Below are 23,425 nucleotides of genomic sequence, written 5' to 3'. Positions count from 1 at the left end.
TCATTGAAGGTTTGCCATGGTTCAACTCTTTCTTCTTCTTCTCGGGGGCCGGCTGCTCCGGCGCAGATGGTGGGTCCTCGGCTTCCTCGGTCTCGTCTGGATGGCGCTCGGGGTGTTCTTCTCCGTGAATGCCTTCATCGACGAGGTCCGAATCCCGCTGACATTCTTCGCGGCACTGCTGTTGATCGACGCCGGGCTCACGCTCATCGCCGTCGTGGCGTTCAAGCGCGCGCGCATGCTGCGGTTCGGCAAGGCCCTCGTCTTCATCATCGTCGCCGTCCTTCTGATCGCGCTGCCCCGCCACAGTTCCATGGCGGTGGGACTCATCGTCGGCACCTTCATGTGTGTGGACGGCTTCTGGCGTGGCGGAAGCGCCATCGTGGTGCGGATCCCGGGCTGGCGCATGTCGCTGGCGAAGGCCATTTTCCAGTTCACGATGGGCGTATGGTCGCTCTCGCCATGGCCCACCAATTATGCCGGCGAGGTGGAATCGGACGTGGGCATGCTGCTGATCATATCGGCGCTGGGCGTATTGGGTTTCGCCCTGCGGCTGCGCCACATGCCGCCCGAGACCACCTTGTCCTCCATCGCCTCCACCGGCTGGCCGGCACTGCCCACAGCGGCGGACGTGATCGCCGGCCCGGAAGAAGCTCCAGAGGCGCTTCGTGCGCGCGAGACTGCGACCGTGCATGTCTGGACGCCCACCGGTGCGCTGCCCGCCCTCCATCACGGCATGCAGCGCTACATCGCCGCCGTGGATGAGCAGGGAAACATCTCCACCGGCCATTCCGCGCTCGAACTGCCGCCGAGCCTCTATATCAGCCACTATCCCGGGGTGGAGATCGACCGCGCGCCATCGGATTTCGCCCGCGTTCTGAGGGCCACCAAGGAAAATGACGTGCCCGGCCGGTTCCAGCCGAGCTACCAGGAAGAGAGCGCGGGCTGGTGCCCCTCTTCCTTCCAGGTGCCGATTCCCAACGTGGATGGCCGCGCGCTGCGAGCGTTCTGGGCGCTCTACCGGCAGGACCCCACCTACAACCTCACCAACCGCAACTGTTCCAGCGCGGTGGTCAAGGCCCTTGATGCGGGGCTGGAGGGCGTGTTTGAGGACGCCGCCCGCTCGCCCATTTTCGTGCTGCGACTGTTGATGAGCCCGGAACTGATGCTCGCCGGCATGCTGCGCCAGCGCGCCACCACCATGGCCTGGACGCCGGGCCTGGTGCTGGACTATGTGCGCGCCCTCTCTGGGATCCTGGCTCAGCAGCGGCCGATGGGCCAATGACGGCGGGCATACCCAAGGGGTGACGTCGGGCCGGGCAGGGCCGTTGTCTTGGATGCGCGAAGCCGGTTCTACACCAGCATTTGCGTGTCGCCGTCCACCGCGATGGCTTGCCCGGAAATGCTGGAGCCCAAAGGCGAGGCCAGGAACACCGCCACATTGGCGAGATGCTGCGGCGGGATGAGGCGCTTCAGCGAGGCCGTGGCGAGCACCTGCGCCTCGATCTCCTCCACCGGCAGGTTGCGCTCGCGCGCCTTGTTCTGGAACACCGAGCGGATGCGCGGACCGTCCACCGCGCCGGGCAGGATGGCGTTGGCGCGGATGCCGAATTCGCCCAGCTCCATGGCCAGCGACTTGATGAAGCCCACCACCGCCCATTTCGAGGCCGCATAAGGCGTGCGCAGTGGAAAGCCGAAGCGTCCCGCCGCCGAGGACAGGCCGATGATGGAGGGGTTGCCGCTGGCCTTCAGCGCGGGCACGGCGAGGCGGGTGACGTTGTAGTGGCCGGTAATGTCCACCGCCAGCGTGCGGTCCCAGTCGGCGGGGTCGATCTGGTCCACCCGGCCGGTGGGGCCAGCAATGCCGGCATTGTTCACCAGCACGTCGAGCCCGCCGAGCCGGCCGAGCGCGTCGTCCATGAAGCGCTGGACGGCGGCGCGGTCGGAGACGTCGCACACATGGCCGGAGATGTCGGGATCGTGGGTGCGGAGTGCCTCCAGCGCCGGCGCGTCCACGTCGCAGACGATCACGCGTGCGCCCTCCTTGGCAAAGGCGCGGGCGATTTCGAGGCCGATGCCGCCCGCACCCGCGGTGATGACCACCCGCAGGCCGGTAATGCCGAGATCCATGGCGTCCTCCACGTTTTTCTCCCGGTTGCGGCCCGGGCTGCCGTCGCGGTCAATCCGGGAGGATGCCGCGTGAAAGGATGAAGTCTCCGGCGCTCCAGATGTCGCTCACCAGCGCCGCGCGCGCCGCGTCCGGGTCGTGCGCCTTCAGGGCGGCGACAAGCGCCTCATGGTGCACATGGGCCTCGCCCTGGCGCACCCGGTCCGGCCCCGCCTGGAAATCGAGATTGAGCACGGGCCCGATCTGGAGCCACAGGCCCTCGATCATCTGGAGGAGGGTGGGCAGGCGCGCTGCGCGATAGAGCGCGAAATGAAGGTCCTTGTTGTAGCGCATGGCGGCGGCGCCGTCGGGCTTGCGCTTCTCGCGCTCGGCGGCGAACAGGCGCTCGAAGCGGGCCACCTCCGCGATGTCCTCTTCTGTGGCGTTCGCCGCGGCGGTGGTGGCGGCAAGGCCCTCCAGCTGGATGCGGATGAGCCGCAATTCCTCGAAGCGCACGCGGGGCATGAGCGGCACGCGCACGGCGCGGTTCGGCAGCACTTCCAGCGCGTTCTCGGCGGCAAGGCGCGAGACCGCCTCGCGCACCGGCATGGGGCTGGTGCCGATGGCAGTGGCAAGCCCGCGCAGCGTGAAGCGCTCGCCCGGGGCGGCGCGGCCGGACAGCAAGATCTCCTTCAGGTCCCGATAGACCGTGTCCGCCAGCGTGAGACGCACGATGCGCCCCATGCGGCCGGAGAGGGCATCGTCGGGTTGCTCTGAGGAAGCGGGGTTGTGTTCCATTATGCCCATCTGATATGTGTGATCACAGATAACAGATTGCCGAACCAATCGGCAACCGTTTCGACCTCGGTAAATCAAGGGGAGGGCGTCCGCCAAGGCGTTCATCTCCGTGAGGCGGAGCGGACCCCTGGGAGGAAGAACGCCATGTCGCACAAGACCCCCGACGCCACTTCCATGTCTGTTTCCCGCCGCCGCGTGCTCCAGGGCATGGGTGCGGCGGCCATCGCCGGCGGCGTGTTCGCCCCGGCCATCGTGAAGGCCCAGGCCGACACCATCGTGTTCGGCCATCTCACCCCGCTCACCGGCTTCCTCGGGCCGCTCGGCGCCTATGCGCAGATGGGCGTTCAGCTCGCGGTGGACGAGATCAATGCCGCCGGCGGCGTGAATGGCCGCAAGGTGTCGCTGATCATGGAAGACAGCGTGAACCCCGCCACCGCCTCCTCCAAGGCCGAGCGCTATATCGAGCGCGACAAGGCGGCGGTGCTGATCGGCGAGATTTCCTCCGCCTCGTGCCTGGCCATCGCTCAAGTTGCGGCGCGCAACAAGATCATGTTCGTGAACACCGGCGGCAATTCGGACGCCCTGCGCGGCAAGGACTGCAACCGCTTCATGTTCCATGTGGAGGGTGCGAACACGCAATATGTGAAGGCCGTGGGCGCCGCCATGCTGCGCGACGGGCTGATCAAGGGCAAGAAGCTGTTCTTCCTCACCGCCGACTATGCCTTCGGCCATGACCTCTCCCGCGTCGCCAAGCGCTATATCGAGGCCAATGGCGGGACCGTGATGGCCGACGAACTGGTGCCCACCGACGCCACGGACTTCTCCGCTTATATGCTGAAGATCCGCCAGGCGCGCCCCGACGTGGTGATCTCCAACCTCGCCGGCAACCAGATCACCAATTTCATCAAGCAATATGCCGAGTTCGGCCTGCAATTTCCCTATGGCGGCTTCGGCTTCGACACGGCGGTGGCGTGGGGCGCGGGCAAGGGCTCGTTCGGCGGCATCTGGCCCTGCATCTGGCACCATGACGTGGCGGCCCCATCCTCCAAGGCGTTTGTGGCCGCCTTCACCAAGAAGTTCGGCAAGCCGCCGGAGAACCAGGCGTGGGGCGACTACGTGGCCACCAAGGCGGTGGCCCGCGCCATGACAGAGACCAAGGGCACGGACACCGCAAAGCTCATCGGCTTCTTCGAGCAGGAACCCAAGCTCGATATCCTGAAGGGCCGGGAGGGCTATTTCCGCGCCTTCGACCACCAGCTCATCCAGGAGATGTACACCATCTCGGCGAAGCCGGTGGCGCAGGTGAAAGACCAGTGGGACCTGATGGTCCTCGGCCCGGCTGTCCCCGCGCAGAATGACGCGCTGGACGTGATCGCGCCGACCCCTGCGGAGAATGCCTGCTCGTTCCCGGTGTGACGATTTCCGCAAGCGCAATGCCGTCCCCTCTCCCGCTTGCGGGGGAGGGTTAGGGAGGGGGAAGGGCGCTCTCAGATCGAGCGCTCCTCCTCGCTTCGCTCGGCCCCCACCCCAGCCCTCCCCCGCAAGCGGGAGAGGGGGCGCCGCCACCCGGACAACGAGGCAGGACATGCCCCTCGAACTCGTCTTCCTCATCGAGCAATTGCTCAATGGCCTCCTGGTGGGCGTCGCCTATCTGCTCATCGCGCTCGGCCTGTCGCTGATCTTCTCCCTCGGCGGCATCGTCAATCTGGCCCATGGCGGGTTCTACGCCATCGGCGCCTATGCGGCGGTGGTGGTCGGAAACCGTTACGGCTTCCCCGCCGCATTCTTCATCTCGCCCATCGCCGTGGCGCTCATCGGCGTCGTCATCGAGCGCGTCCTGTTCGCGCGCTTCTACCGGGCCGATCCCATCCTCTCGCTGCTGCTCACCTTCGGCCTCGCCATGGTGATCGAGCAGGCGCTGCGCATGACCTTCGGCGCCACGCCCATCCCCTTCTCCATCCCCGATTTCCTGCGCGGACAGGTGTTCGTGGGCGACTTCATCTATTCGCGCTACCGCCTCGCCATCCTCGTCGTCGCCATCGTGGCGGTGCTTGGCCTGTGGCTGCTGCTCCAGCGCACAGCCTTTGGGCGGGTGGTGCGGGCGGGCGTGCAGAACCCCGACATGGTGGGCGCGCTCGGCATCTCGCTCACGCCCTATCTCGCGGCCGTGGCGGCGCTGGGCATCGGCCTTGCGGGGCTCGCGGGCGTGATGCTCGCGCCCATCACCGGCGTCCATCCCGCCATGGGCAGCGAGATCCTCACCGCCTCCTTTGTGGTGGTGGTGATCGGCGGGCTCGGCTCCTTCTGGGGCGTGGTGGCGGCGGGGCTGCTGGTGGGCGTGGTGCGGGGCATGACGGTCTATTTCATCCCGCCGGCCGCCGAGGCGTCCATGTATCTGCTGATGCTCCTCGTCTTGCTGCTGCGCCCGCGCGGCCTGTTCGGCGAGCGCATCCTGAGGTTCGAGTGAGGCTCCCATGGCGCGCACGGTCACCCTCGAACATCCCACCGCCCATCCCGCGAAAGGCGGCGCCATGCTGAAGCGCCATGCCAACCTGCTGATCGCCGCCGCCGCCCTTCTGGCGCTGCCTTATGTCCTCAACGCCATCGGCCTGACGCTCACCTCCGCCACCGATGTCGCCATCCTTGCCATGGCGTGCATGGCGCTGAACCTCCTCGTCGGCTACACCGGCCTCGTCTCCTTCGGCCATGGCGCGTGGTTCGGTCTCGGGGCCTATGCGGCGGCCCTTCTCCAGCACCGCGTCTGGCCCGATGGCGGCGTGGCGCTGGCGATCCCGGCGATGCTCCTTATCGGCCTTCTCGCGGTTCCGGTGGGCTTCGTCGTGCTGCGGCGGCGCGGGGTCTATTTCTCGCTGCTGACGCTGGCCTTCACGGCGCTTCTCTACACCGTCGCCTATCGCTGGACCGCGCTCACCGGTGGCGAGAACGGCATTGGCGGGGTGAAGCGCGGGCTCCTGTTCGGGCTCGATCTGGAGCGGGCAGGGGTGTTTTATACGCTGGTGGCGGTGGTGGTGCTCGTCGTCATCTTCCTGCTCCAGCGCTTCGTGCGCTCGCCCATGGGCTCGGTGCTGGCGGCGATCCGCGAGAACGAGCAGCGCGCCCGCTTCGTGGGCTACAACACCACCCTCTACAAGATCGCCTGCTTCACTCTTTCGGCCAGTGTCACCGCGCTCGCCGGCGCGCTCATGGTGTTCAACCATCGCTTCGCCTCGGCGGACCCCATCGCGGTGGCCTTCTCGGGCGAGCTTTTGGCCATGGTGGTGATCGGCGGCATGCGCTCTTTCCTGGGGCCGGCGCTGGGCGCGCTGTTCTATGTGCTGTTCCGCGAATTCCTCTCCATGTGGACGCCCAACTGGCTGTTCTGGTTCGGCCTCCTCTTCATGGGCTTCATCGTCTTCTCCCCCACGGGCCTCGTGGGTGTCGCCGGCCGGCTTCTCGCCCCCTTGCGCAAGCGGACCGTGGAGGACGCCGCCATGGGCGGGCGCACGGTGGCGCAGGCCCAGGCGCTGCCCAAAACCCTCACCGCGCGCGAACCGTGGTCCGGGGACGGGCCGATCCTGGAGGCGAAGGGCCTCGCCCGCGCCTTCGGCGGCATCAAGGCGGTGGAGAACGGCGCGGTGGCGGTGAGGGACCGCACGCTCCACGCCCTCATCGGCCCCAACGGGGCGGGCAAGACCACGGCCTTCAACCTCATCTCCGGTATGTTCAAGCCGGATGCGGGGGAAATCCGGCTGGCGGGCGTGCGCATCGACGGGTTGTCGCCACATCAGGTCTGCGCGAAGGGCTTGTCCCGTTCGTTCCAGATCACCAACCTTTTCCCCACGCTCTCTTTGCACGAGAATCTGCGCCTCGGCGTTCAGGCGACCCATGCCCGCCGCTTCGACCCCTGGACGGATGCTTCCTCCATCCCCGAGATCGAGGCTGAGACGCGGGAGATGATCGCCTTCCTCGGTGCCGCCGGCATGGAGAAGGCGGAGGCGGGCGCGCTCTCTTATGGCGGCCAGCGCCTGCTGGACATGGGCCTCGCTCTCACCTCGCGGCCGCGCGTGCTGCTGCTGGACGAGCCTTTGGCGGGCCTCGCCGCCGCCGAGCGCACGCGGGTGTCCAACCTCATAAAGCAAATCTCGGCCGAGGTGCCCGTGCTGCTGGTGGAGCATGACATTGACCGGGTGTTCGAGCTGGCGGATGCGGTCACCGTCATGGCGGACGGCGCGGTGCTGGTGGACGGCACGGTGGAGGATGCGCGCACCAACAAGAAGGTCCAGGAGGTCTATATCGGTTCGGGCTCGGCGGCCCTCGCCAATCGCGATCTCGCCTCCGCCGCCACCGACAAGCCCATGCTGGCGCTGGACGGGGTGGATGCCTTCTATGGCAAGAGCCGCATCCTCTCCGGCGTCGCGCTGGAGGCGCGGGAAGGGGAGATATTGGCCCTGCTCGGTCGCAACGGCGCCGGCAAGTCCACGCTGCTGAAGACCATCGTCGGCATCGTCACGCCGGCGACGGGGACGGCGGCGCTGGCGGGCGAGAACCTTGCGGGCATGACGCCGGCCGCCATCGCCCGGCGCGGGGTCGGCTATGTGCCCCAGGGCCGGGCGCTGTTCTCCGGCATGAGCGTGCGCCACAATCTGGAGCTGGGCCGGCTGAAGCGCCGCACCGGGGCGGGGAAGCATTTTTCGGAAGAAGAGGTGCTGGATCTCTTTCCGCGTCTGAAGCAGCGGCTCGACACGGCGGCGGACCTGCTCTCCGGCGGCGAGCAGCAGATGGTGGCGGTGGCCCGCGCGCTGGTGGGCGACACCCGCGTGCTGCTGCTGGACGAGCCCTTCGAGGGCCTCTCGCCCGCCGTGACAGAAGAGCTGTTCGATGCATTCGACCGGCTGCGCCATCAACTGACGCTGGTCATCGTGGACCATCATCTCGACGTGGTGCTGAACCTCGCCGACCGCGCCGTGGTGCTGGAGCGCGGGCAGGTGGTGCACGAAGGCCCGGCGCGGCCCCTGGCACGCGACCTCGACCTGCGGCGCAGCGTGTTGTGGCTGTGATGGTCGGCGCACCAAAGCTCCCTCTCCCGCTTGCGGGGGAGGGCTGGGGAGGGGGCCCGTGAAGCAAAGCCGGCGCCCGGCCCTCGCACCGTACCATTTCCCCCTCCCAACCCTCCCCTGCAAGCGGGAGAGGGCTTTCCATCGCTCGCCGCGGCGGCATGATCTGAAAGGCCATCCATGAGCAAGATCGCAATCATCGGTTCCGGCTTCATCGGCCGCGCCTGGGCCATCACCTTCGCCCGCGCGGGCTTCGATGTCGCGCTCGCAGATCAGGCACAGGGCGCACCGGAGGCGGCGCTTGCCTATATCGAGGGCGTGCTGCCGGACCTTGCGGAGAACGATCTCCTCAACGGCGCGAGCCCCGCCGCTGTCCGCGCCCGCCTCTCCGCCGCCCCCTCCTATGCCGCCGCCCTCGACGGCGCCGTGCATGCGCAGGAGAACGCCCCGGAAAGCCTCGACATCAAGCTCCCCCTCTTCGCCGAGCTGGACCGGCTGGCCGCCCCGGACACGGTGCTGGCCTCTTCCACCTCCGCCATCCTGCCCTCGCTGTTCACCGAAAAGCTGGCGGGCCGGGGACGGTGCTGCGTGTGCCATCCCATCAACCCGCCCTATCTGATCCCAGCGGTGGAGGTGGTGCCGGCGCCCTGGACCGAAACTTCCACCATGCAGCGCGCCGCCGATCTCATGCGCGCGGCGGGCCAGGCGCCCCTCGTCATGAAGAAGGAGCTGGACGGCTTCGTCATGAATCGCATGCAGGGCGCGCTGCTGGAGGAGGCGTTCCGTCTCGTGGCGGACGGCTATGCCAGCGTGGAGGATGTGGACGTGGGCATCCGCGAGGGGCTGGCGCTGCGCTGGTCCTTCATGGGGCCGTTCGAGACCATCGACCTCAACGCCCCCGGCGGCGTGAAGGACTATGCCGCGCGCTACGAGCAGATCTACCAGCGCATCTCGCCCAGCCAGTGGCGCCGGGTGGACTGGATGGGCGAGGTGATGGAGACCATCCTCACCGAGCGCCGGGCGCGGCTGCCGGAGGAGCAACTGGGCGAGCGGCAGGTGTGGCGCGACCGCAGGCTCATGGCGCTGGCGGCGCACAAGCGCAAGGTGGCCAAGGAGATCGGGAGCTGAGGGGGCTGCCGCCTCACCCTTGCAGAACTTTTATATGCCCTTACGGAATATGTGCTGCGGCTCTGCAGGCGTTGCAAGGCTGCGGGAGCAAGACATGCTCTCGCGGCGGGACAAAAGCCGAACAGAGTTCGGACTCTTCGCCTCGGAAATGCTATGGCAGGCGCCGAGTGTGGGATTTTGATCTCAGTATGGGCCTGCGGCGCCATAATTATGCGCCAATGGGAGCGGCATCACGCCGGCTTCACGCTTTATCCATACAAGGAGAGCGAAACTGATGCTCCGTTCTCCTCCGTGGGTTGGGAAGCCGCCATCGTGAAAGCGTTTGTAGCAGTGTCTGCGTTCCTGGCGGCAGGTGCCCTGGGTCTCGGCCTCGCGTGCAGTCAAATGCTTTCCTCGGCGCCTGCGCCGACGCCGGCACCCGTGCCCGCGGCCCAAGCCCATGTGCCCGTCGCCGCACCGGCGCCGACTTCTTCGGCGCCCGCCATCCTGCCGGACTTTTCCACGCGGACCATCTTCTCCGCCATCCCCGCTTTGCCAAGCCTGCCGGCTTTGCCCGCGGCCCCGGCGGCCTTGTTCCAGCCCGTGCCCGATGCACCTGCGGCCGCGCCGGGGGCCGCGCCTGTGCCCGGGCCGCGCCAGCCCATGGCCTACACGTCAGTGGAAGTGGATGGCCCCTATATCGCCCTGACCTTCGACGACGGCCCCAATCCCGAGACCACGCCGAAGCTCCTCAAAATGCTTGAGGCGCGCAATATCAAGGCGACCTTCTTCGTCCTGGGGGCCCGGGCTGCGGCGGCGCCTGACATCGTCAAGAGCATCGCTGCCGCCGGTCATGAAATCGGCAACCATTCCTGGAGCCACCCCCAGCTGCCCAAGCTGGCGGTTGCCGCCGTGGACAAGCAGATCGAGGACACGTCCGCCTTGGTCCAGAGCCTGACCGGCACCAAGCCCATCTATCTTCGCCCGCCCTACGGCGCCATAACCCAGTCGCTGCAGCAGCACATCGAAGAGAAATACGGAATGAGCCTGATCTTCTGGTCGGTGGATCCCCTCGACTGGAAGTATCGCGACGCCCAGGTTGTCCACGACCAGATCATGAAGCAGGTGCGGCCGGGCGCCATCGTCCTTGCCCACGACATCCATGCCACCACGGTGGCCGCGATGCCGCGCGTGCTCGATGAGCTGATCGCCAAGGGCTACAAGTTCCTCACCGTCTCCGAGCTGATCGCCAAGGGCAAGCCCGTTTCGCCGAAGGTGGCAGCCCTGGCGCCGGCACCAAAGAAAAAGGTGCGGCCCATTCATCCGCCTGTGACGCCGGCATCCGCCACGGCCGTTGTCGGCCGTCCGCTGCCGCCGGCCGCGGCGCCCGCTGGCCAGTTCTGATCGGGATTTCAGCTTTCCGTAACGGGATGGCTGTGCGCCCGCCGCGCACAGCCCCGGCCAACTCAGCCCTTCATCACCAGAGACGTACCCGTCATCTGTTCCGGCTTGGGCAGGCCCATCAGCGCCAGAAGGGTCGGTGCCACGTCCGCTAGTCTTCCATCCTTCAGCGCGAAGCCGGGGCGGCCCGCCAGGAAGATGGGGACGGGATTGGTGGTGTGGGCGGTGTGCGGAATGCCGGTCTCGGGATCGCGCATTAATTCGCAATTGCCGTGGTCGGCCGTCACCAGAAGCGAGCCGTCCATGGAGAGCACGGCCTCTGCCAGCCGGCCGAGGCCGGCATCCACCGTCTCCACCGCCTTGATGGCGGCGGGCAGGCTACCGGTGTGGCCTACCATGTCAGGATTGGCATAGTTCAGCACGATCAGGTCGTATTCGCCGCTCTCGATGGCGTCCACCGCCTTGTCGGTGAGCTCCGGCGCCGACATTTCCGGCTGCAGGTCATAGGTGGCGACCTTGGGGGAGGGGACGAGAATGCGGTCCTCGCCTTCATAAGGCTCCTCGCGCCCACCGCTGAAGAAATAGGTGACGTGGGGATACTTCTCCGTCTCCGCCATGCGCAGCTGGGTGCGCCCCGCCTTCTCCACGCTCTCGCCGAGGCCCATCTCCAGCGATTGGCGGGGAAACAGCGTCTTCATCACCGTGTCCAGCTCGGCGCTGTAGGAAGCCATGCCGGCGGCGGCGCAGAAGGCGATCTCGCGCTCCCGCTTGAAGCCGCGGAAGCCCGGCAGCAGCAGCGCATCGAGGATTTCCCGCGCCCGGTCGGCGCGGAAATTGGTGCACAGGATGGCATCGCCGTCCTGCATGCCGGCATAGTCGCCGATCACCGCCGGGTTCAGGAACTCGTCGGAGAAGTCGGCGGCATAGCTTGCCTTCACAGCGGCTTCGGCGCTGTCAAAGCGGTTGCCCTTGGCCTGCGTGAGCAGCGCATAGGCGCGCTCGACCCGCTCCCAGCGATTGTCCCGGTCCATGGCGTAATAGCGCCCGCAGACGGTTGCGATGGGCGCGCCCTCCGGCAGGGCCGCATGGAGCCGCGCCATGTCGTCCGCCGCCGAGCGGGGCGGGGTGTCGCGGCCATCGGTGAAGGCGTGGACCTTCACCGCGATGTTCTCCGCGCGCAGGATCTTCGCCACCGCCACCGCATGGTCCTGGTGGGCATGCACGCCGCCGGGGGACATGAGGCCCATGACGTGGCAGGTGCCTCCCGTGCGCTTCAGGGCGGCGATGAGGCCGCTCTCCTCGATGCGCGCCTTCAGCCCGCCATCCTCGATGGCAGCGTCGATGCGCGGCAAGTCCTGCATCACCACCCGGCCCGCGCCGAGATTGAGATGGCCCACCTCCGAATTGCCCATCTGCCCGCCGGGCAGGCCCACATCCTTGCCCGACGTGTGCAGGAAAGCGTGGGGGGAGGAACTCCAGAGCCGGTCGAACTTGGGCTTGTGGGCGAGGCGCACCGCATTGTCTTCACTCTCCTCGCGCCAACCCCAACCGTCCAGGATGACCAGCATGGTTGGAATGCGCGGGGACATGGGCAGGCCTCTCTTTACATGCGGCGCCTGAGGCGCGCGGGCGGGTGCGTCATGGCGCCTTCCGCATGGATGCGTCAAGGCATGGCGCTCCGCCCATATGGGGTGCCATGTCGCACATCGCATTGCTCCGGGCCTGAAAATCGGGAACAACAAGACGCCAATTGGGGGGAGCGACATGGCGGACGTGCTGGTGGTGGGAGCGGGCCCGGTGGGGCTCACATTGGCCTGCGAGCTGGCGCGCCACGGCGCCAGCGTGCGCATCATCGAGGCGCGGGAGACGCCATCGCCCTTCTGCCGCGCCATCGGCGTCACCTCCCGAACACTGGAAGTCTATGAGGACATGGGCATCGCGCAGCCCATGATCGATGCGGGCCTGTGGCTGCTCGGCACGCGCTTCATGGTGTCCGGCCAGCCCGCCCGAGACGGCATGCAGGACCTTGCGGACCTTCCCTATGCCAATCTCGGCGTGCCCCAGCCCGAGACCGAGCGCCTGCTCGCCGCCCACCTCTCCACGTTCGGCATCGCGGTGGAGCGTGGCGTGCGCCTCGTCTCCTTCACCCAGGAGGGTGAGAAGGTGCGGGCCGACCTCGAAGGGCCGTCCGGCGCCGATTTCGACCATGTGCGCTATGTGGTGGGCTGCGATGGCGCCCATTCGACGGTACGTCGCAGTCTCGGCATCGGGTTCGAGGGCGACGCTTTCCCGATGATGTTCATGCTGGGCGACGTGCGCCTGACATGGCCGGAGGGCGAGGCCCTGCCGCGCGGGCTGGCGCTGCGCGGCGTGCGCGTGACGGGAGAGGACGAGGCGCCGGACCTGTTCATCGCCATCCCGCTGCCGGAGCACGGCCGCTACCGGGTCTCCATGATGGCGCCCGACGCGGTCTCCGCACAGCCCGCCGACGCGGTGGCGCACGGCATTCAGTCCGAGCGCCCCGGCCCGGAGCTGGCGGATATCCAGGCGGTGGCGGACCGGGTCATGCCGCATCCGCCGATTGCCAGCGAACTGCGCTGGTCGTCCCAGTTCCGCATCTCCATGCGACTCGCGCAGCACTATCGCGTGGACAACGCCTTCATCGCCGGCGACGCCGCCCACATCCACCCGCCCACCGGCGGGCAGGGGATGAATACGGGCATCCAGGACGCCTACAACCTCGCCTGGAAGATGGCGCTGGTGCTCAAGGGCATCGCCGCCCCCAATCTGCTGGACAGCTACGAGGCGGAGCGCCGGCCGGTGGCCGAGGGTGTCATCGCCCAGACGGTGGAGGAGAGCATCAACCTCGGCCGGGCCAAGAAGCCCGTGGACCGGCTGGCCCACACCCAGATCCGGGTGAATTATCGCGGCAGCGCCATCGTGGACGGGGCCGCGCCCGGCGAGGACGCCCTCCAGCCCGGCGACCGTGCGCCGGATGCGGCGGGTCTGCGTCGCCGTGGCGTCGGCTTCCCGCTGCGGCTGTTCGATCTCCTGCGTGGCGCGGAGCATGTGCTGCTGTGCGGGGTCGAGGACGCCGCGGCGGTTACGGCCCTGGAGGCCGACGCCCGCGACCTGAAAGCGCTCGGCCTGCCGCTCCGGGTGGTGGCGGTGGCGCCGGCAGGCTCCGACATTCCCGACCCGGTGGGGGTGACTCTGGTGAGCGATGACGGCGGGGAATTCGCCAAGCTTTACGGGGCAGGTGCCAGCCTGGTGCGGCCGGACAAATACCTCGCCTGGCGCGGCGTGCCATACGATGTGGCCGCCTTGCGCGCTTTCCTTGCGCGCACGCTGGGCCTGAAGGGCTGAATGAGGTGCCCTCCCTGCGAGGGAGGGCACGTCCTCATTGCTAGTCCGCGTCCGCGAATATCTCGTCCCGGCCTTTCCGCAGCGAAGGCAGCACCGCGGCCACCAGCACCACCAGCGCGATCAAAAGCAGTGCCGCGCTGACCGGCCGCTCGATCACGCCCAAAAGGCTGCCACGCGACATCAGCAAGGCGCGACGCAGATTGTCCTCCATCAGCTTGCCCAGCACGAAGCCCAGCAGCAGCGGCGCCGGCTCGAACCCCAGCTTGATGAAGGTGTAGCCGGCGAGCGCGAAGCCGGCGGTCATCACCACATCCATGGGGTTGTTGTTGATGGAATAGATGCCGATGCAGGAGAAGACGAGGATAGTGGGGAACATCAGCCTGTAGGGCACCTGGAGCAGGCGCACCCACAGCCCGATCATGGGCAGGTTGATGACCAGCAGCATCAGATTGCCGATCCACATGGAGGTGATCATCCCCCAGAACAGGTCCGGGTTCTTGGTCATCACCTGCGGCCCGGGGATGATGCCCTGGATGGTCATGGCGCCCACCATCAGCGCCATCACCGCATTGGGCGGCACGCCCAGCGTGAGAAGCGGGATGAAGGAGGTCTGCGCGCCCGCATTGTTGGCGCTCTCCGGCCCCGCAACGCCCTCGATGGCGCCGCGCCCGAACCGCGACGGGTTCTTGGCGAGCCTCTTCTCAAGCGAATAGGACGCGAACGGCCCGAGCACCGCGCCGTTGCCCGGCAGGATGCCGAGGATGGCGCCGACGATGGTGCCGCGCATCACCGGCATGGCGGACTGCTTCAAATCCGCCTTGGACGGCAGCAGCCGGCCGATGGGCTTGGAGACGAGGTCGCGCTTCTCGTCCACGCCGAGGTTCCGCAGCACTTCGGCGAACCCGAAGATGCCCATGGCGAGCACGGCGAAGTCGATGCCGTCGGAAAGCGGCGCGAAGCCGAAGGTGAGGCGCTCCTGCCCAGTCTCAAGATCGGTGCCGACGGTGGAGAGGAGCAGGCCCATGAAGATCATGGCCATGGCCTTGGAGAGCGAGCCGTGCGCCAGCACCACGGCGAACACGAGGCCCATGACCATGAGGGAGAAATACTCCGCCGGCCCGAACATCAGCGCCATCTTGGTGAGTGGCAGCGCGAGCGCCGCGATCACCAGGGTTGCGACGCAGCCGGCGAAGAAGGAGCCGAGGGCGGAGATGCCCAGCGCCGTGCCGGCGCGGCCCTGCTTTGCCATTTCGTGGCCGTCCAGGGCGGTCACCACTGAAGTGGCCTCGCCGGGGATATTGACCAGGATGGCGGTGGTGGAGCCGCCATATTGCGCGCCGTAATAGATGCCCGCCAGCATGATGAGCGCCCCCGTCGGCGGCAGGCCGAAGGTGATGGGCAGCAGCATGGTGATGGTGGCGATGGGGCCGACGCCCGGCAGAACGCCGATGAGCGTGCCCACGAGGCAGCCCACGAAGCACAGAAGGATGTTCATCGGCAAAGGAACGATGCCGATGAGCGGAACGTGGATATCGACGAGATTCAGGACGGTCGAAAAGCCGAGCCCGAGATTGGCCAACATGTCCATCGGGCCCTCACAGATAAATGACGCCGGGAATGACCAGAGCGGGCATCGGCAGCTGCAGCACGTATTTGAAGAGGCCGACGCTGAGCAGCGTGACGGCGATGGCGAAGATCACAAGCTCTCCGAAGCGCGTGTCCGGCGCGGCGGCTCCGCTGATGAGCGCGAGCAGGGGACCGGCCACGAACAGGCCGCAGGAGCGCACGGTCAGCGCGAAGGCGAGCACTCCGCCCACCACGAAGATCGGTCCCCGGAGGCCGCTGCGGTCGAGCCAGGTGGAGCGCCGCACGCTGAGCACCACGAGGCCGACCATCAGCGCGAGGTAGAGCACGCAGAAGACGAAGGCGAAGGGCGCGAGGCCGAACACGTCGCCTGGCCCCATCAGGCTTCCGGCGGCGACGGCGGCGGCGACGAGCGCCGCGATCGCCAGTATGGCGCTGAAGTCCGACAGCCGGACCGACGGACCGTCCTGGACCAGCGCCGTGCCGGAAAGGAACACGCCGAACCCGGCGAGGCACACCATGAGGAAGCGCGGAAGGAGGCCGGGGCCCATGGAGAACAGCGTGCCCACCTCGAGGTCCGAGGTGGAGAGCCATCCCACCACGGCGAAGCCCATCAGGATCAAGCCCGCGACGAAGTTCTGCGGGTCCCTGATCGTGGTGTGGGCCGGCCGTGGGGAGACGTAGCGATTATCCATTCATTCCTCCGCCTGAAGCGTCGCGGGGGCCCGCATGCACGGGCCCCCGCAGGTCTCGATTGGCAATCCTATTGCTGCTGGACGGCGGCCTCGGCCTTCACCAGCGCAGCCCATTTGTCGATCTCCGAGCCCACATAGGCCTTGAACTCGTCCGAGGAGGTGCCGGTGAGCTCGTAGCCCAGGGCTTCCAGCTTCGCCTTGGTGTCCGGCTCCTTCAGGATGTCCACGAAGGCGGTGTTGAGCTTCTTGACGAGGTACGGCGCCATGCCGGCCGGGCCGAAGAAGCCCCACCAGTTCACCATTTCGTAGCCGGGCAGGCCGGACTCCGCCATGGTCGGGACCTTGGGCAGGTTGGAGGCGCGCACCTTGGAGGTCACGGCGAGCGCGTTGAGCTGCCCGGCCTCGATGGAGGCGGCAACCGTGGGCGCGGAGCAGAACATATAAGGGAGCTGGCCGCCCAGCACCTGCGGCAGGGCCGGGGCCTCGCCCGGGAACGGCACCGCCACCGGATTGATCTTGGCCATGTTGTTGAAGAACATCGCGGCCATGAAGGAGCCGTCGCCGCGCCCGCCGGTGGCGAAGCTCACCTCCTTGGGCCGCGCCTTGATGTAGGCGATCAGCTCCTGGACCGTCTTCGGCGGGAAGGACGGGTTGGTGACCAGCACCAAGGGCGACCACGCCACGAGGCTGATGGGGGTGAAATCCTTCATCGGGTCGTAGCCGATGTTCGGATAGAGGGACGGGGCCACCGCGTGGGTGGTCTGGGTCGCGATCTGGAGCGTGCGCCCGTCCGGCGCGGCCTTGGCCACATAGCGCGAGCCGATCTGGCCCGTGGCGCCCGCCTTGTTCTCGATGATGACCGGCGTGCCGAGCTTGTCGGAGAGCCGTGCGCCGATGATGCGGGCGAGCGTGTCCGTGGTGCCACCGGCCGCATAGGCGACGATGATCGAAATGGGCTGCTCGGCCCGCGCCACGGGGGCAACGAGACCCAGCATCAGGGCCGCGACGCAGGCGACCGCACTGCGGTAACTCATCATGTCCTCTCCCTAGGTATTTTCGGCGTGGACCCTCTTTTTCCGGCACGTGCCGGATGTGGTCCCTTCAGCCGAGCTTAGGTGGCAAGGGAGGCGGAGCAAATACCGATTGGGGATCGAGTATGTGCTTTTGATATCCCAACCCTGCCTAACTATTATGCTCCATGCTATTGACCCAGCGTCAGAGGCGCCTTCCGGCGTCAATCCGCGAAGGGGTCCGCCGGAGCGCCGATGGCAAGCTCCACCACCACCGTCTTGGTCTGGGTATACTCGTTCAGGACTTCCAGGCTGTTCTCGCGCCCGATCCCGCTCATCTTGTACCCGCCATAGGGCAGCATCCAGTGCACGGGCCGGAACGTGTTGACCGAGACGAGCCCGGCCTCGATGCGGTGTGCCACCCGATGGGCGCGGGTGACGTCGGACGTCCAGAGGCCGCCGACGAGGCCGTAATCCGTGTCATTGGCGAGGCTCACGGCGTGATCCTCGTCCTCGAACGGCATCACCGCCACGACCGGGCCGAACACTTCCTCGCGCGCGAGCCGTGAGGTGTTCTCCACATCCACGAAAACCGTGGGCTCGATGAAATAGCCCCGCGGCTGGCTGTCCGGCCTTTTGCCGCCTGCCAGCACGTGCCCGCCCGCCTCGCGGCCGAGCGCGATGTAGCTCTCCGTCTTGGCGAGCTGCTCGGCTGACGTCTGCGGGCCGATATGGGTCTTGGGGTCCAGCGGGTTGCCGAGGCGGATGCGGAGGGAGCGTTCCGCCATGCGTTCGGCGAACTCCCGCTGGATGGAGCGCTCAACGAACACGCGCGAACCGGCCGAGCAGGATTGGCCGGTGGAGCGGAAGGCGCTGTGCAGAGCGACGGTGAGCGCCTTGTCGATATCCGCGTCGGCGAAGACGATGTAGGGGGACTTGCCGCCGCATTCGAAGGTGCAGCGCTTCAGCGTCGCGGCGCCGGACTGCATGATCTTCTGGGCGGTACGGTGGTCGCCGGTAAACGAGATCTTGGCGACGCCCTTATGGGCGACGAGCGCCGCGCCGGCCACTTCGCCATAGCCGGGCACCACGTTCACCACGCCGCCCGGAAAGCCCGCTTCTTCGACCAACTTCCCCAGCGCGAGCAGGCTCGCAGGGGTCTGCTCTGCCGGCTTCAGGACGATGGTGTTGCCGGCGGCGAGCGCCGGGCCGAGCTTCCAGGAACAGAGCGAGATGGGCGAATTCCAAGGCAGGATCGCCCCCACCACGCCCAGCGGCTCGCGGCGCGTGTAAGCGAGCGCGTCCGGCCGGAAGGGGATCTGCGTGCCGTTGATCTTGTCGGCGGCGCCGGCGAAGAAGGTGATCCAGTCGGCGGCGCGGGCGATCTCGCCCTTGGTGTCGCGCAGCGGCTTGCCGTTGTCGCGGCTTTCCACCTCAGCGAGCTTGTCTACGTCGCGCCGCATGAGGGCGGCGAGGCGCAGCATCAGCTCGCCGCGCTGGGTGGGGGTGATCTGGCTCCACTTGCCGCGCAGGGCTGCCTGCGCGGCTTTCACCGCATCATCCACATCCGAGGCGTCCGCCTCCGCCACCTCGGCCCAGACCTCTTCGGTCGCGGGCTCGATGGACCGGATCATCCGGCCCGAGCGGGGTGCCACCCATTCACCGCCAATGAAAAGGCGGTCGAAACGGCGCAGCTCGGTGGTGGGGCGGGTCGCCTCGGATGTGACGGCCATGGTTCAGACCGCCTTCACGACCGGTCGGCGCGCCGCCTCAGAGGCGATGCGCTGGAACATGGTGTCGACCGAGGCGCTCTCCGTGGTCTGGGTCAAGGCGGCGCCGACCTCCCGGGCGCGGTCGCCGAACAGCCAGCCCGTATTGCGGGCGAACTTGTCCAGCACGTCGTCCTTCGAGAGCGCCGCCTCCGGGGAGCCCGGATGGAAGCGCACGTGGCGGCGATAGAGCTTGCCCTTGGCCTTGATCTCCAGGATGGCCGGGCAATGCTGGGGATAGTCGGAATCCGGGTCCTCGGAGGATTCCACCAGCGCCATGAGGCGGCGCACCACCGGATCGGAGAGGCGCTCGACGCGGAAGGATTCCACGTCCACATCCCCATGCACCAGCGTGGTCGCGACGCCGTAGGGCAGGCTGAAGCGGGCCTCGTGGGGGTGGCTCGGGGCCTTCTTGCGGTCCTTCGGCTCGGTGACGAGGGTGAGGCCCGGCTCGGCGAGTTGGCAGGAGATGCTCTCGATGGCATCCAGCGAGACGCCGTCCGCCTTGAAGTCCTGGAGGATCTGCTTGCCGCCCTCGATGAAGGCGTGGAGGAGCTGGCAGCAGGGATAGGGCTTGTAGGCGGTCTCCGGCGTGTACCAGCGGGTGCCGAGGCCTTCGGCCGCGATGGCGAAGTTGAGCTCGCCCTTGATGGGGGTGAGGAAGCAGGAGAAGAAGCCGAACTTGCCTTCGAACACGGTCACCGGGCCGGTGATGCCGGCGCGGGCGAGGTCGAGGGCGACGATGCCCGAATGGGCGCCCCAGCCGCCATGCAGGATCTTGGAGGTGGAGCCGGTGCGGGTCGCCTCCTGGATGCCGGCGGCAAACGTGCCGGCGATGCCGAGCGCGTCCACGATCTCGGCGGGGGTCGCCTTGATGAGCGAGCCGATGGCCGCCACCGTGCCGAACGCGCCGAGGAGGGAGGAGGTGTGGTAGCCGCGCTCCAGGAAGCGCTCGCCGGCCACGAAGCCGAGGCGGATCATCACCTCATAGCCCACGGTCACGGCGGTGATGACGTTGGACAGGGGCAAATTGTTGGCCTGGGCGACCGCAAGCACCGCCGGGGTGACGGTGGAGCCGGGGCGGGCGAGGGACGAGCCGTGCTTGTCGTCCATCTCCAGCGCCTGGGCCAGCGCGCCGTTCACCAGCGCCGCCATCTCGGGGCGCACGGTGGAGCCGACGCCGAGCACGGTGGCACCGGGGCCGGACCATTGCTTGGCGAGCTTGTTTGCGGCCTGCCCGCTCTCCTCGCGCGGATTGGCGCCGGCGATGCACACGCCAATAGAGTCCACCACGTGCCACAGCGCGGCGGCGCGGACCTCGGCGGGGATGCGGTCAAAGGTGAGCCCGGCCGCGAATTCGGCGAGTGTGGTGGAGAGCGTGTGCTCGGTGATCGGCGTTCCCATGATCCCTCATCCCTTCAGAATTGAATGACGGCGGGCGCGCATTGCCGCGCGCCCGCACGTTGAGCGTCAGGCGCGCACCTTCTGGAGCGCCGCGCCGAGCTTGGCCGCAGGGGCCGACTGGGTCTCCAGGCTGGAGACGATGCCCTCCACTTCGGCCACCGCCTCGGGGGCGAGGCGGCGTCCGGCGAGGTCGCGGAACTTCGCCTTCAGCGTCTCGTCGGAGAGCGGGTTCTTCCAGTGGCCCGAGCGGTAGGTCTGGGCGTGGGTGAACGTCTCGCCCGACTTCATGGTGACGGTGACCCGCACCGCGCGCATCTCGTGCGGGCCGAGGGCGTCGAGGTCGGGGGCGATCACCACTTCCACGCGGTTTGCGAGGTCGAGGATCTTGGGATCGCGCAGCTTCTCGTCGGCGTACTGGTCGACGAAGGCGTTGCCTTCCAGAAGCGTCACGGCGGCGGTGTAGGGCAGGTTCATCTGCGCCGTGATGGTCTCGGCCGGCACATAGGGCCAGCCGCAATGGCGGTGCACCATCTCGGTGGTCTCGACGAACACCTTGGCCACGTCGTCGCCCTTGACGCCGTGCTTCTCGCGAATGGCGCGCAGCGCGTCCACCGAGGTCTGGCTGGAGGCCAGCGACGAGTAGCGCTTGAAGCCGTTGTGGCGCATCTCGAAGTCGGTGCCGAGGCCGTTCGTGATGTAGCCGAGGTCGTACTGCGCGGCGTAGGTGGAGCAGAAGCCGCCATAGGGGGCTTCCAGCACGTTGCGCACGCCGGTCAGGCCTTCCTTCGCGGCCATGGCGGCGAGGATGCCGTTCTGCGCCGCCTTGCCGGAGTGGAAGCGCTTCGCCATGGCGCCGTACTGCGAAGCCATGAGGCCGGCGGCCTGCGAGCCGGCGAGGCCGAGCGCGCTCACGAACTGGTCCACGTTCAGCCCCAGCAGCTTGCCGATGGCGGCGGCGGAGGCGAACGTCGAGGTGAGGCCACAGGGGTGGAAGCCGCGGGTGAAGGCGTGGGGGCTCACCGAGTTGCCGATGCGGGTGCCGCACTCATAGCCCACCACGGTGGCGAGGATCAGGTCCTTGCCGTCGAACGGGCCGAACGCTTCCGCCACCGCGAGCACGGAGGGAACGACGCCGGCGCCGTAATGGGACATGGACTGGTCGTGACAATCGTCCAACTCGTAGCCCTGCGCGGCGGTGCCGTTGATGAGGGCGGCGCCGGTGGGGTCGGCACGCAGCGACATGCCGAAGGCGCTGGCGCTGCCCTTCTGGCCGAGCTTCTCCACCACGCGGGCAACGGAGAGCGTCCAGGGCTTGTTGGAGCCGAAGATGGAGCAGCCGAGGCTGTCCAGGATGCACTGCTTGGCGTTGGTGATGAGATCCGCCGGCAGGTCCTCGTAGCGCAGGCCGACGGAGAATTCGGCAAGCGCCCGGGTGGGGGAGGCGACGGTGGGGTCAACGGCAACGTTCATAGGTGAACTCCTTGGGAATAAGGCGGCCCTGGTGCCGGGGGCCGTTCGTGATCATTCGGCGGCGCTGCGGCCGTATTTGCTGACGGCGGCGCTCTCTTCAGGGCTCCGGCCGAGGGCGAACTGCGCGGCGGTGCGCCCCGAGAGGCGGCCGAACACCGCGCCGGAGGTGAGCCCCGACGCGCCGGGATAGTTGAAGTAGAAGATGCCGCCGATCATCTCGCCGGCCGCGAACAGGCCGCGGATCGGCTCATGCGAGGTGTTCACCACCTCGGCATTGGTGGTCACCTTGACCCCGCCGAAGGTGAAGGTGACGCCGCAGGTGACGGCATAGGCCTCGTAGGGGGCCGTATCGATCTTGCAGGCCCAGTTGGAGCGGGGCACCGGCAGGCCGGGCGCGCCGCGGCCGTCCTTCACATTGGGGTTGAAGGGCACGTCGTCGAGGACCGCGGCATTGAACTCGGTGACGGTCTTGAGGAACTGCTCCTTGTCCACTTCCTCGATCTTGTCGGCCAGCTCCTCCAGCGTGTTGGCGGAGAACTTGGTGACGTGGCGGGTGCGGTATTCGTCGCGCAGCAAATGGCGGGTCTTGGCGTCATAGATCTGCCAGGCCACCTGGCCGGGCTGGGCGAGCACCGCCTGGCCGTATTTGGCGTAGGTGTAGTTGCGGAAATCCGCGCCCTCGTCGATGAAGCGCTTGCCGTCCTTGTTCACGACGACCGCGAAGGGATAGGAGTGGCGCTGATACTGGGGCGTCACGGCGAGGTCGCCGAAGTCGCTGGCATAGCGCTCCCAGGCGGTGGCGTGGCAGCCGGACCAGTGGCCGTAGGGCTGGGCGCCGAGATCGAGCGCCATCTGGAGGCCGTCGCCGGTGTTGAAGCGGGTGCCGCGCACCTTGGCGAGGTCCCAGCCGGGGCCGAGATAGCGGGCGCGCCATTCGGCATTGGCCTCGAAGCCGCCGCAGGCGAGGATGACGGCGCCGCCGAGCACGGTGTGGCTCGTGCCGCCGTGCTGGACGATGACGCCGTGGACACCCTTGTCGTCATGGACGAGGTCGCGCGCCCACGCCTCATAGACGATGTCGACGCCCTTCTTCTCGGCGGCGAGATACAGCGCGTCCACGAGGCCGGGGCCGCCGGAGGCCACCACCATGGTGGCGCCGCCCCAGAACTTGAAGCGGCCGTCCACCTTGAACGCCTGCCGACCGAAATTCGGCATGAAGCGCACGCCCTGGTCGCGCATCCACAGCATGGTGGCCTTGCTGTTGCGCACGAGGATTTCGCAGAGGTCAGGGTCGGTCCGGTACTGGGTGATCCGGGCCATGTCGTCGAAGAAGTCGCCCTCGGTGTAGCTACCGAAATCGGCGCTCTCCACCTCGGCGTCGGTGAGGTCGGGGGCGAAGGCGCGGATGTCGTCGGCGCCTTCGTAGACGACGCGCATGAGGCCGTCCGTATAGGCGGAATTGCCGCCGCGCTCCTCGAGCGGCGCGCGCTCCAGCACAAGAACGCTGGCGCCCTGTTCGCGCGCTGAAAGCGCTGCGCACAGGGCCGCGTTGCCACCACCGACAACGATCACGTCATACCGCTTGCTGAAAGGCTCTGTCATGGAGCGAGACTCCTGGTGCGCAGGGCCTCTTGCGTGCCCCGTTTTGTCCATCGCCAGACAC

Annotated in this window: 17 protein-coding genes; 7 read left to right on the top strand and 10 right to left on the bottom strand. The window is 67.7% G+C overall.

Annotated features, from left to right (window positions below; translation table 11 throughout):
- Positions 1-16 precede the first annotated feature (16 nt).
- Positions 17-1,282 (top strand): HdeD family acid-resistance protein, encoded by a 1,266-nt coding sequence (locus ABLE91_RS00580; RefSeq protein ID WP_348927389.1) that lies wholly within the window; start codon positions 17-19, stop codon positions 1,280-1,282.
- Positions 1,283-1,350: 68 nt separating this feature from the next.
- Here ABLE91_RS00580 and ABLE91_RS00575 read toward each other — a convergent pair whose 3' ends face one another.
- Both ABLE91_RS00575 and ABLE91_RS00570 read right to left on the bottom strand, forming a co-directional pair.
- Positions 1,351-2,127 carry an SDR family oxidoreductase gene (locus ABLE91_RS00575; RefSeq protein ID WP_348927387.1) on the bottom strand — a complete coding sequence of 259 codons (777 nt, stop codon included), beginning with the start codon at positions 2,125-2,127 and terminating at the stop codon, positions 1,351-1,353.
- A 49-nt stretch (positions 2,128-2,176) separates the two neighbouring features.
- The gene (locus ABLE91_RS00570; RefSeq protein WP_348927384.1) at positions 2,177-2,911 is read right to left on the bottom strand and encodes a GntR family transcriptional regulator; all 735 of its coding nucleotides are present in this window, start codon (positions 2,909-2,911) and stop codon (positions 2,177-2,179) included.
- A gap of 135 nt (positions 2,912-3,046) precedes the next feature.
- Between ABLE91_RS00570 and ABLE91_RS00565 the strand changes: the two genes are divergently transcribed.
- The 5 genes from ABLE91_RS00565 (at position 3,047) to ABLE91_RS00545 (ending at position 10,467) form a co-directional block, all read left to right on the top strand.
- Positions 3,047-4,318 carry an ABC transporter substrate-binding protein gene (locus tag ABLE91_RS00565; RefSeq protein WP_348927382.1) on the top strand — a complete coding sequence of 424 codons (1,272 nt, stop codon included), beginning with the start codon at positions 3,047-3,049 and terminating at the stop codon, positions 4,316-4,318.
- A 169-nt stretch (positions 4,319-4,487) separates the two neighbouring features.
- A complete protein-coding gene (locus ABLE91_RS00560; protein WP_348927381.1) occupies positions 4,488-5,369 on the top strand; it encodes a branched-chain amino acid ABC transporter permease in 882 nt (293 codons plus the stop codon).
- 64 nt (positions 5,370-5,433) lie between these two features.
- On the top strand, positions 5,434-7,959 hold the full coding sequence (locus tag ABLE91_RS00555; protein ID WP_348928294.1) for a branched-chain amino acid ABC transporter ATP-binding protein/permease: 2,526 nt from the start codon (positions 5,434-5,436) through the stop codon (positions 7,957-7,959).
- Positions 7,960-8,136: 177 nt separating this feature from the next.
- Positions 8,137-9,084 carry a 3-hydroxyacyl-CoA dehydrogenase gene (locus ABLE91_RS00550; protein ID WP_348927379.1) on the top strand — a complete coding sequence of 316 codons (948 nt, stop codon included), beginning with the start codon at positions 8,137-8,139 and terminating at the stop codon, positions 9,082-9,084.
- A 420-nt stretch (positions 9,085-9,504) separates the two neighbouring features.
- Complete coding sequence (locus ABLE91_RS00545; RefSeq protein ID WP_348927377.1) at positions 9,505-10,467, top strand: polysaccharide deacetylase family protein; 963 nt, start codon at positions 9,505-9,507, stop codon at positions 10,465-10,467.
- A 62-nt stretch (positions 10,468-10,529) separates the two neighbouring features.
- Here the strand turns inward: ABLE91_RS00545 and gpmI are convergent, their stop codons facing one another.
- Positions 10,530-12,053, bottom strand: a complete 1,524-nt coding sequence (gpmI, locus tag ABLE91_RS00540; RefSeq protein WP_348927375.1) for a 2,3-bisphosphoglycerate-independent phosphoglycerate mutase — start codon at positions 12,051-12,053, stop codon at positions 10,530-10,532.
- A gap of 97 nt (positions 12,054-12,150) precedes the next feature.
- On the opposite strand from gpmI, the gene ABLE91_RS00535 reads away from it, so the two are divergent.
- Entirely contained in the window at positions 12,151-13,830 is a 1,680-nt protein-coding gene (locus tag ABLE91_RS00535) for an FAD-dependent oxidoreductase (protein ID WP_348927373.1), read from the top strand.
- Between the two features lie 40 nt (positions 13,831-13,870).
- Here the strand turns inward: ABLE91_RS00535 and ABLE91_RS00530 are convergent, their stop codons facing one another.
- The 7 genes from ABLE91_RS00530 to tcuA all read right to left on the bottom strand — a co-directional run bounded on the left by ABLE91_RS00530 (position 13,871) and on the right by tcuA (position 23,364).
- Positions 13,871-15,418: a tripartite tricarboxylate transporter permease gene (locus tag ABLE91_RS00530; RefSeq protein ID WP_348927370.1), complete on the bottom strand. Its 1,548-nt coding sequence runs from the start codon at positions 15,416-15,418 to the stop codon at positions 13,871-13,873.
- A 7-nt stretch (positions 15,419-15,425) separates the two neighbouring features.
- Positions 15,426-16,109: a tripartite tricarboxylate transporter TctB family protein gene (locus ABLE91_RS00525; RefSeq protein WP_348927367.1), complete on the bottom strand. Its 684-nt coding sequence runs from the start codon at positions 16,107-16,109 to the stop codon at positions 15,426-15,428.
- A 68-nt stretch (positions 16,110-16,177) separates the two neighbouring features.
- Entirely contained in the window at positions 16,178-17,143 is a 966-nt protein-coding gene (locus tag ABLE91_RS00520) for a Bug family tripartite tricarboxylate transporter substrate binding protein (RefSeq protein ID WP_348927364.1), read from the bottom strand.
- Positions 17,144-17,343: 200 nt separating this feature from the next.
- The gene (locus ABLE91_RS00515) at positions 17,344-18,852 is read right to left on the bottom strand and encodes an aldehyde dehydrogenase family protein (RefSeq protein WP_348927363.1); all 1,509 of its coding nucleotides are present in this window, start codon (positions 18,850-18,852) and stop codon (positions 17,344-17,346) included.
- Positions 18,853-18,855: 3 nt separating this feature from the next.
- Positions 18,856-20,292: an MmgE/PrpD family protein gene (locus ABLE91_RS00510; protein WP_348927361.1), complete on the bottom strand. Its 1,437-nt coding sequence runs from the start codon at positions 20,290-20,292 to the stop codon at positions 18,856-18,858.
- A gap of 66 nt (positions 20,293-20,358) precedes the next feature.
- Positions 20,359-21,762 carry an MmgE/PrpD family protein gene (locus ABLE91_RS00505; protein WP_348927358.1) on the bottom strand — a complete coding sequence of 468 codons (1,404 nt, stop codon included), beginning with the start codon at positions 21,760-21,762 and terminating at the stop codon, positions 20,359-20,361.
- Positions 21,763-21,813: 51 nt separating this feature from the next.
- Entirely contained in the window at positions 21,814-23,364 is a 1,551-nt protein-coding gene (gene tcuA / locus ABLE91_RS00500) for an FAD-dependent tricarballylate dehydrogenase TcuA (RefSeq protein ID WP_348927356.1), read from the bottom strand.
- Between the last annotated feature and the right edge of the window lie 61 nt (positions 23,365-23,425).

It is taken from the genome of Aquabacter albus (assembly GCF_040049275.1).
GTDB lineage: Bacteria > Pseudomonadota > Alphaproteobacteria > Rhizobiales > Xanthobacteraceae > Aquabacter.
This window is presented reverse-complemented; position numbering and strand designations above follow the sequence as displayed.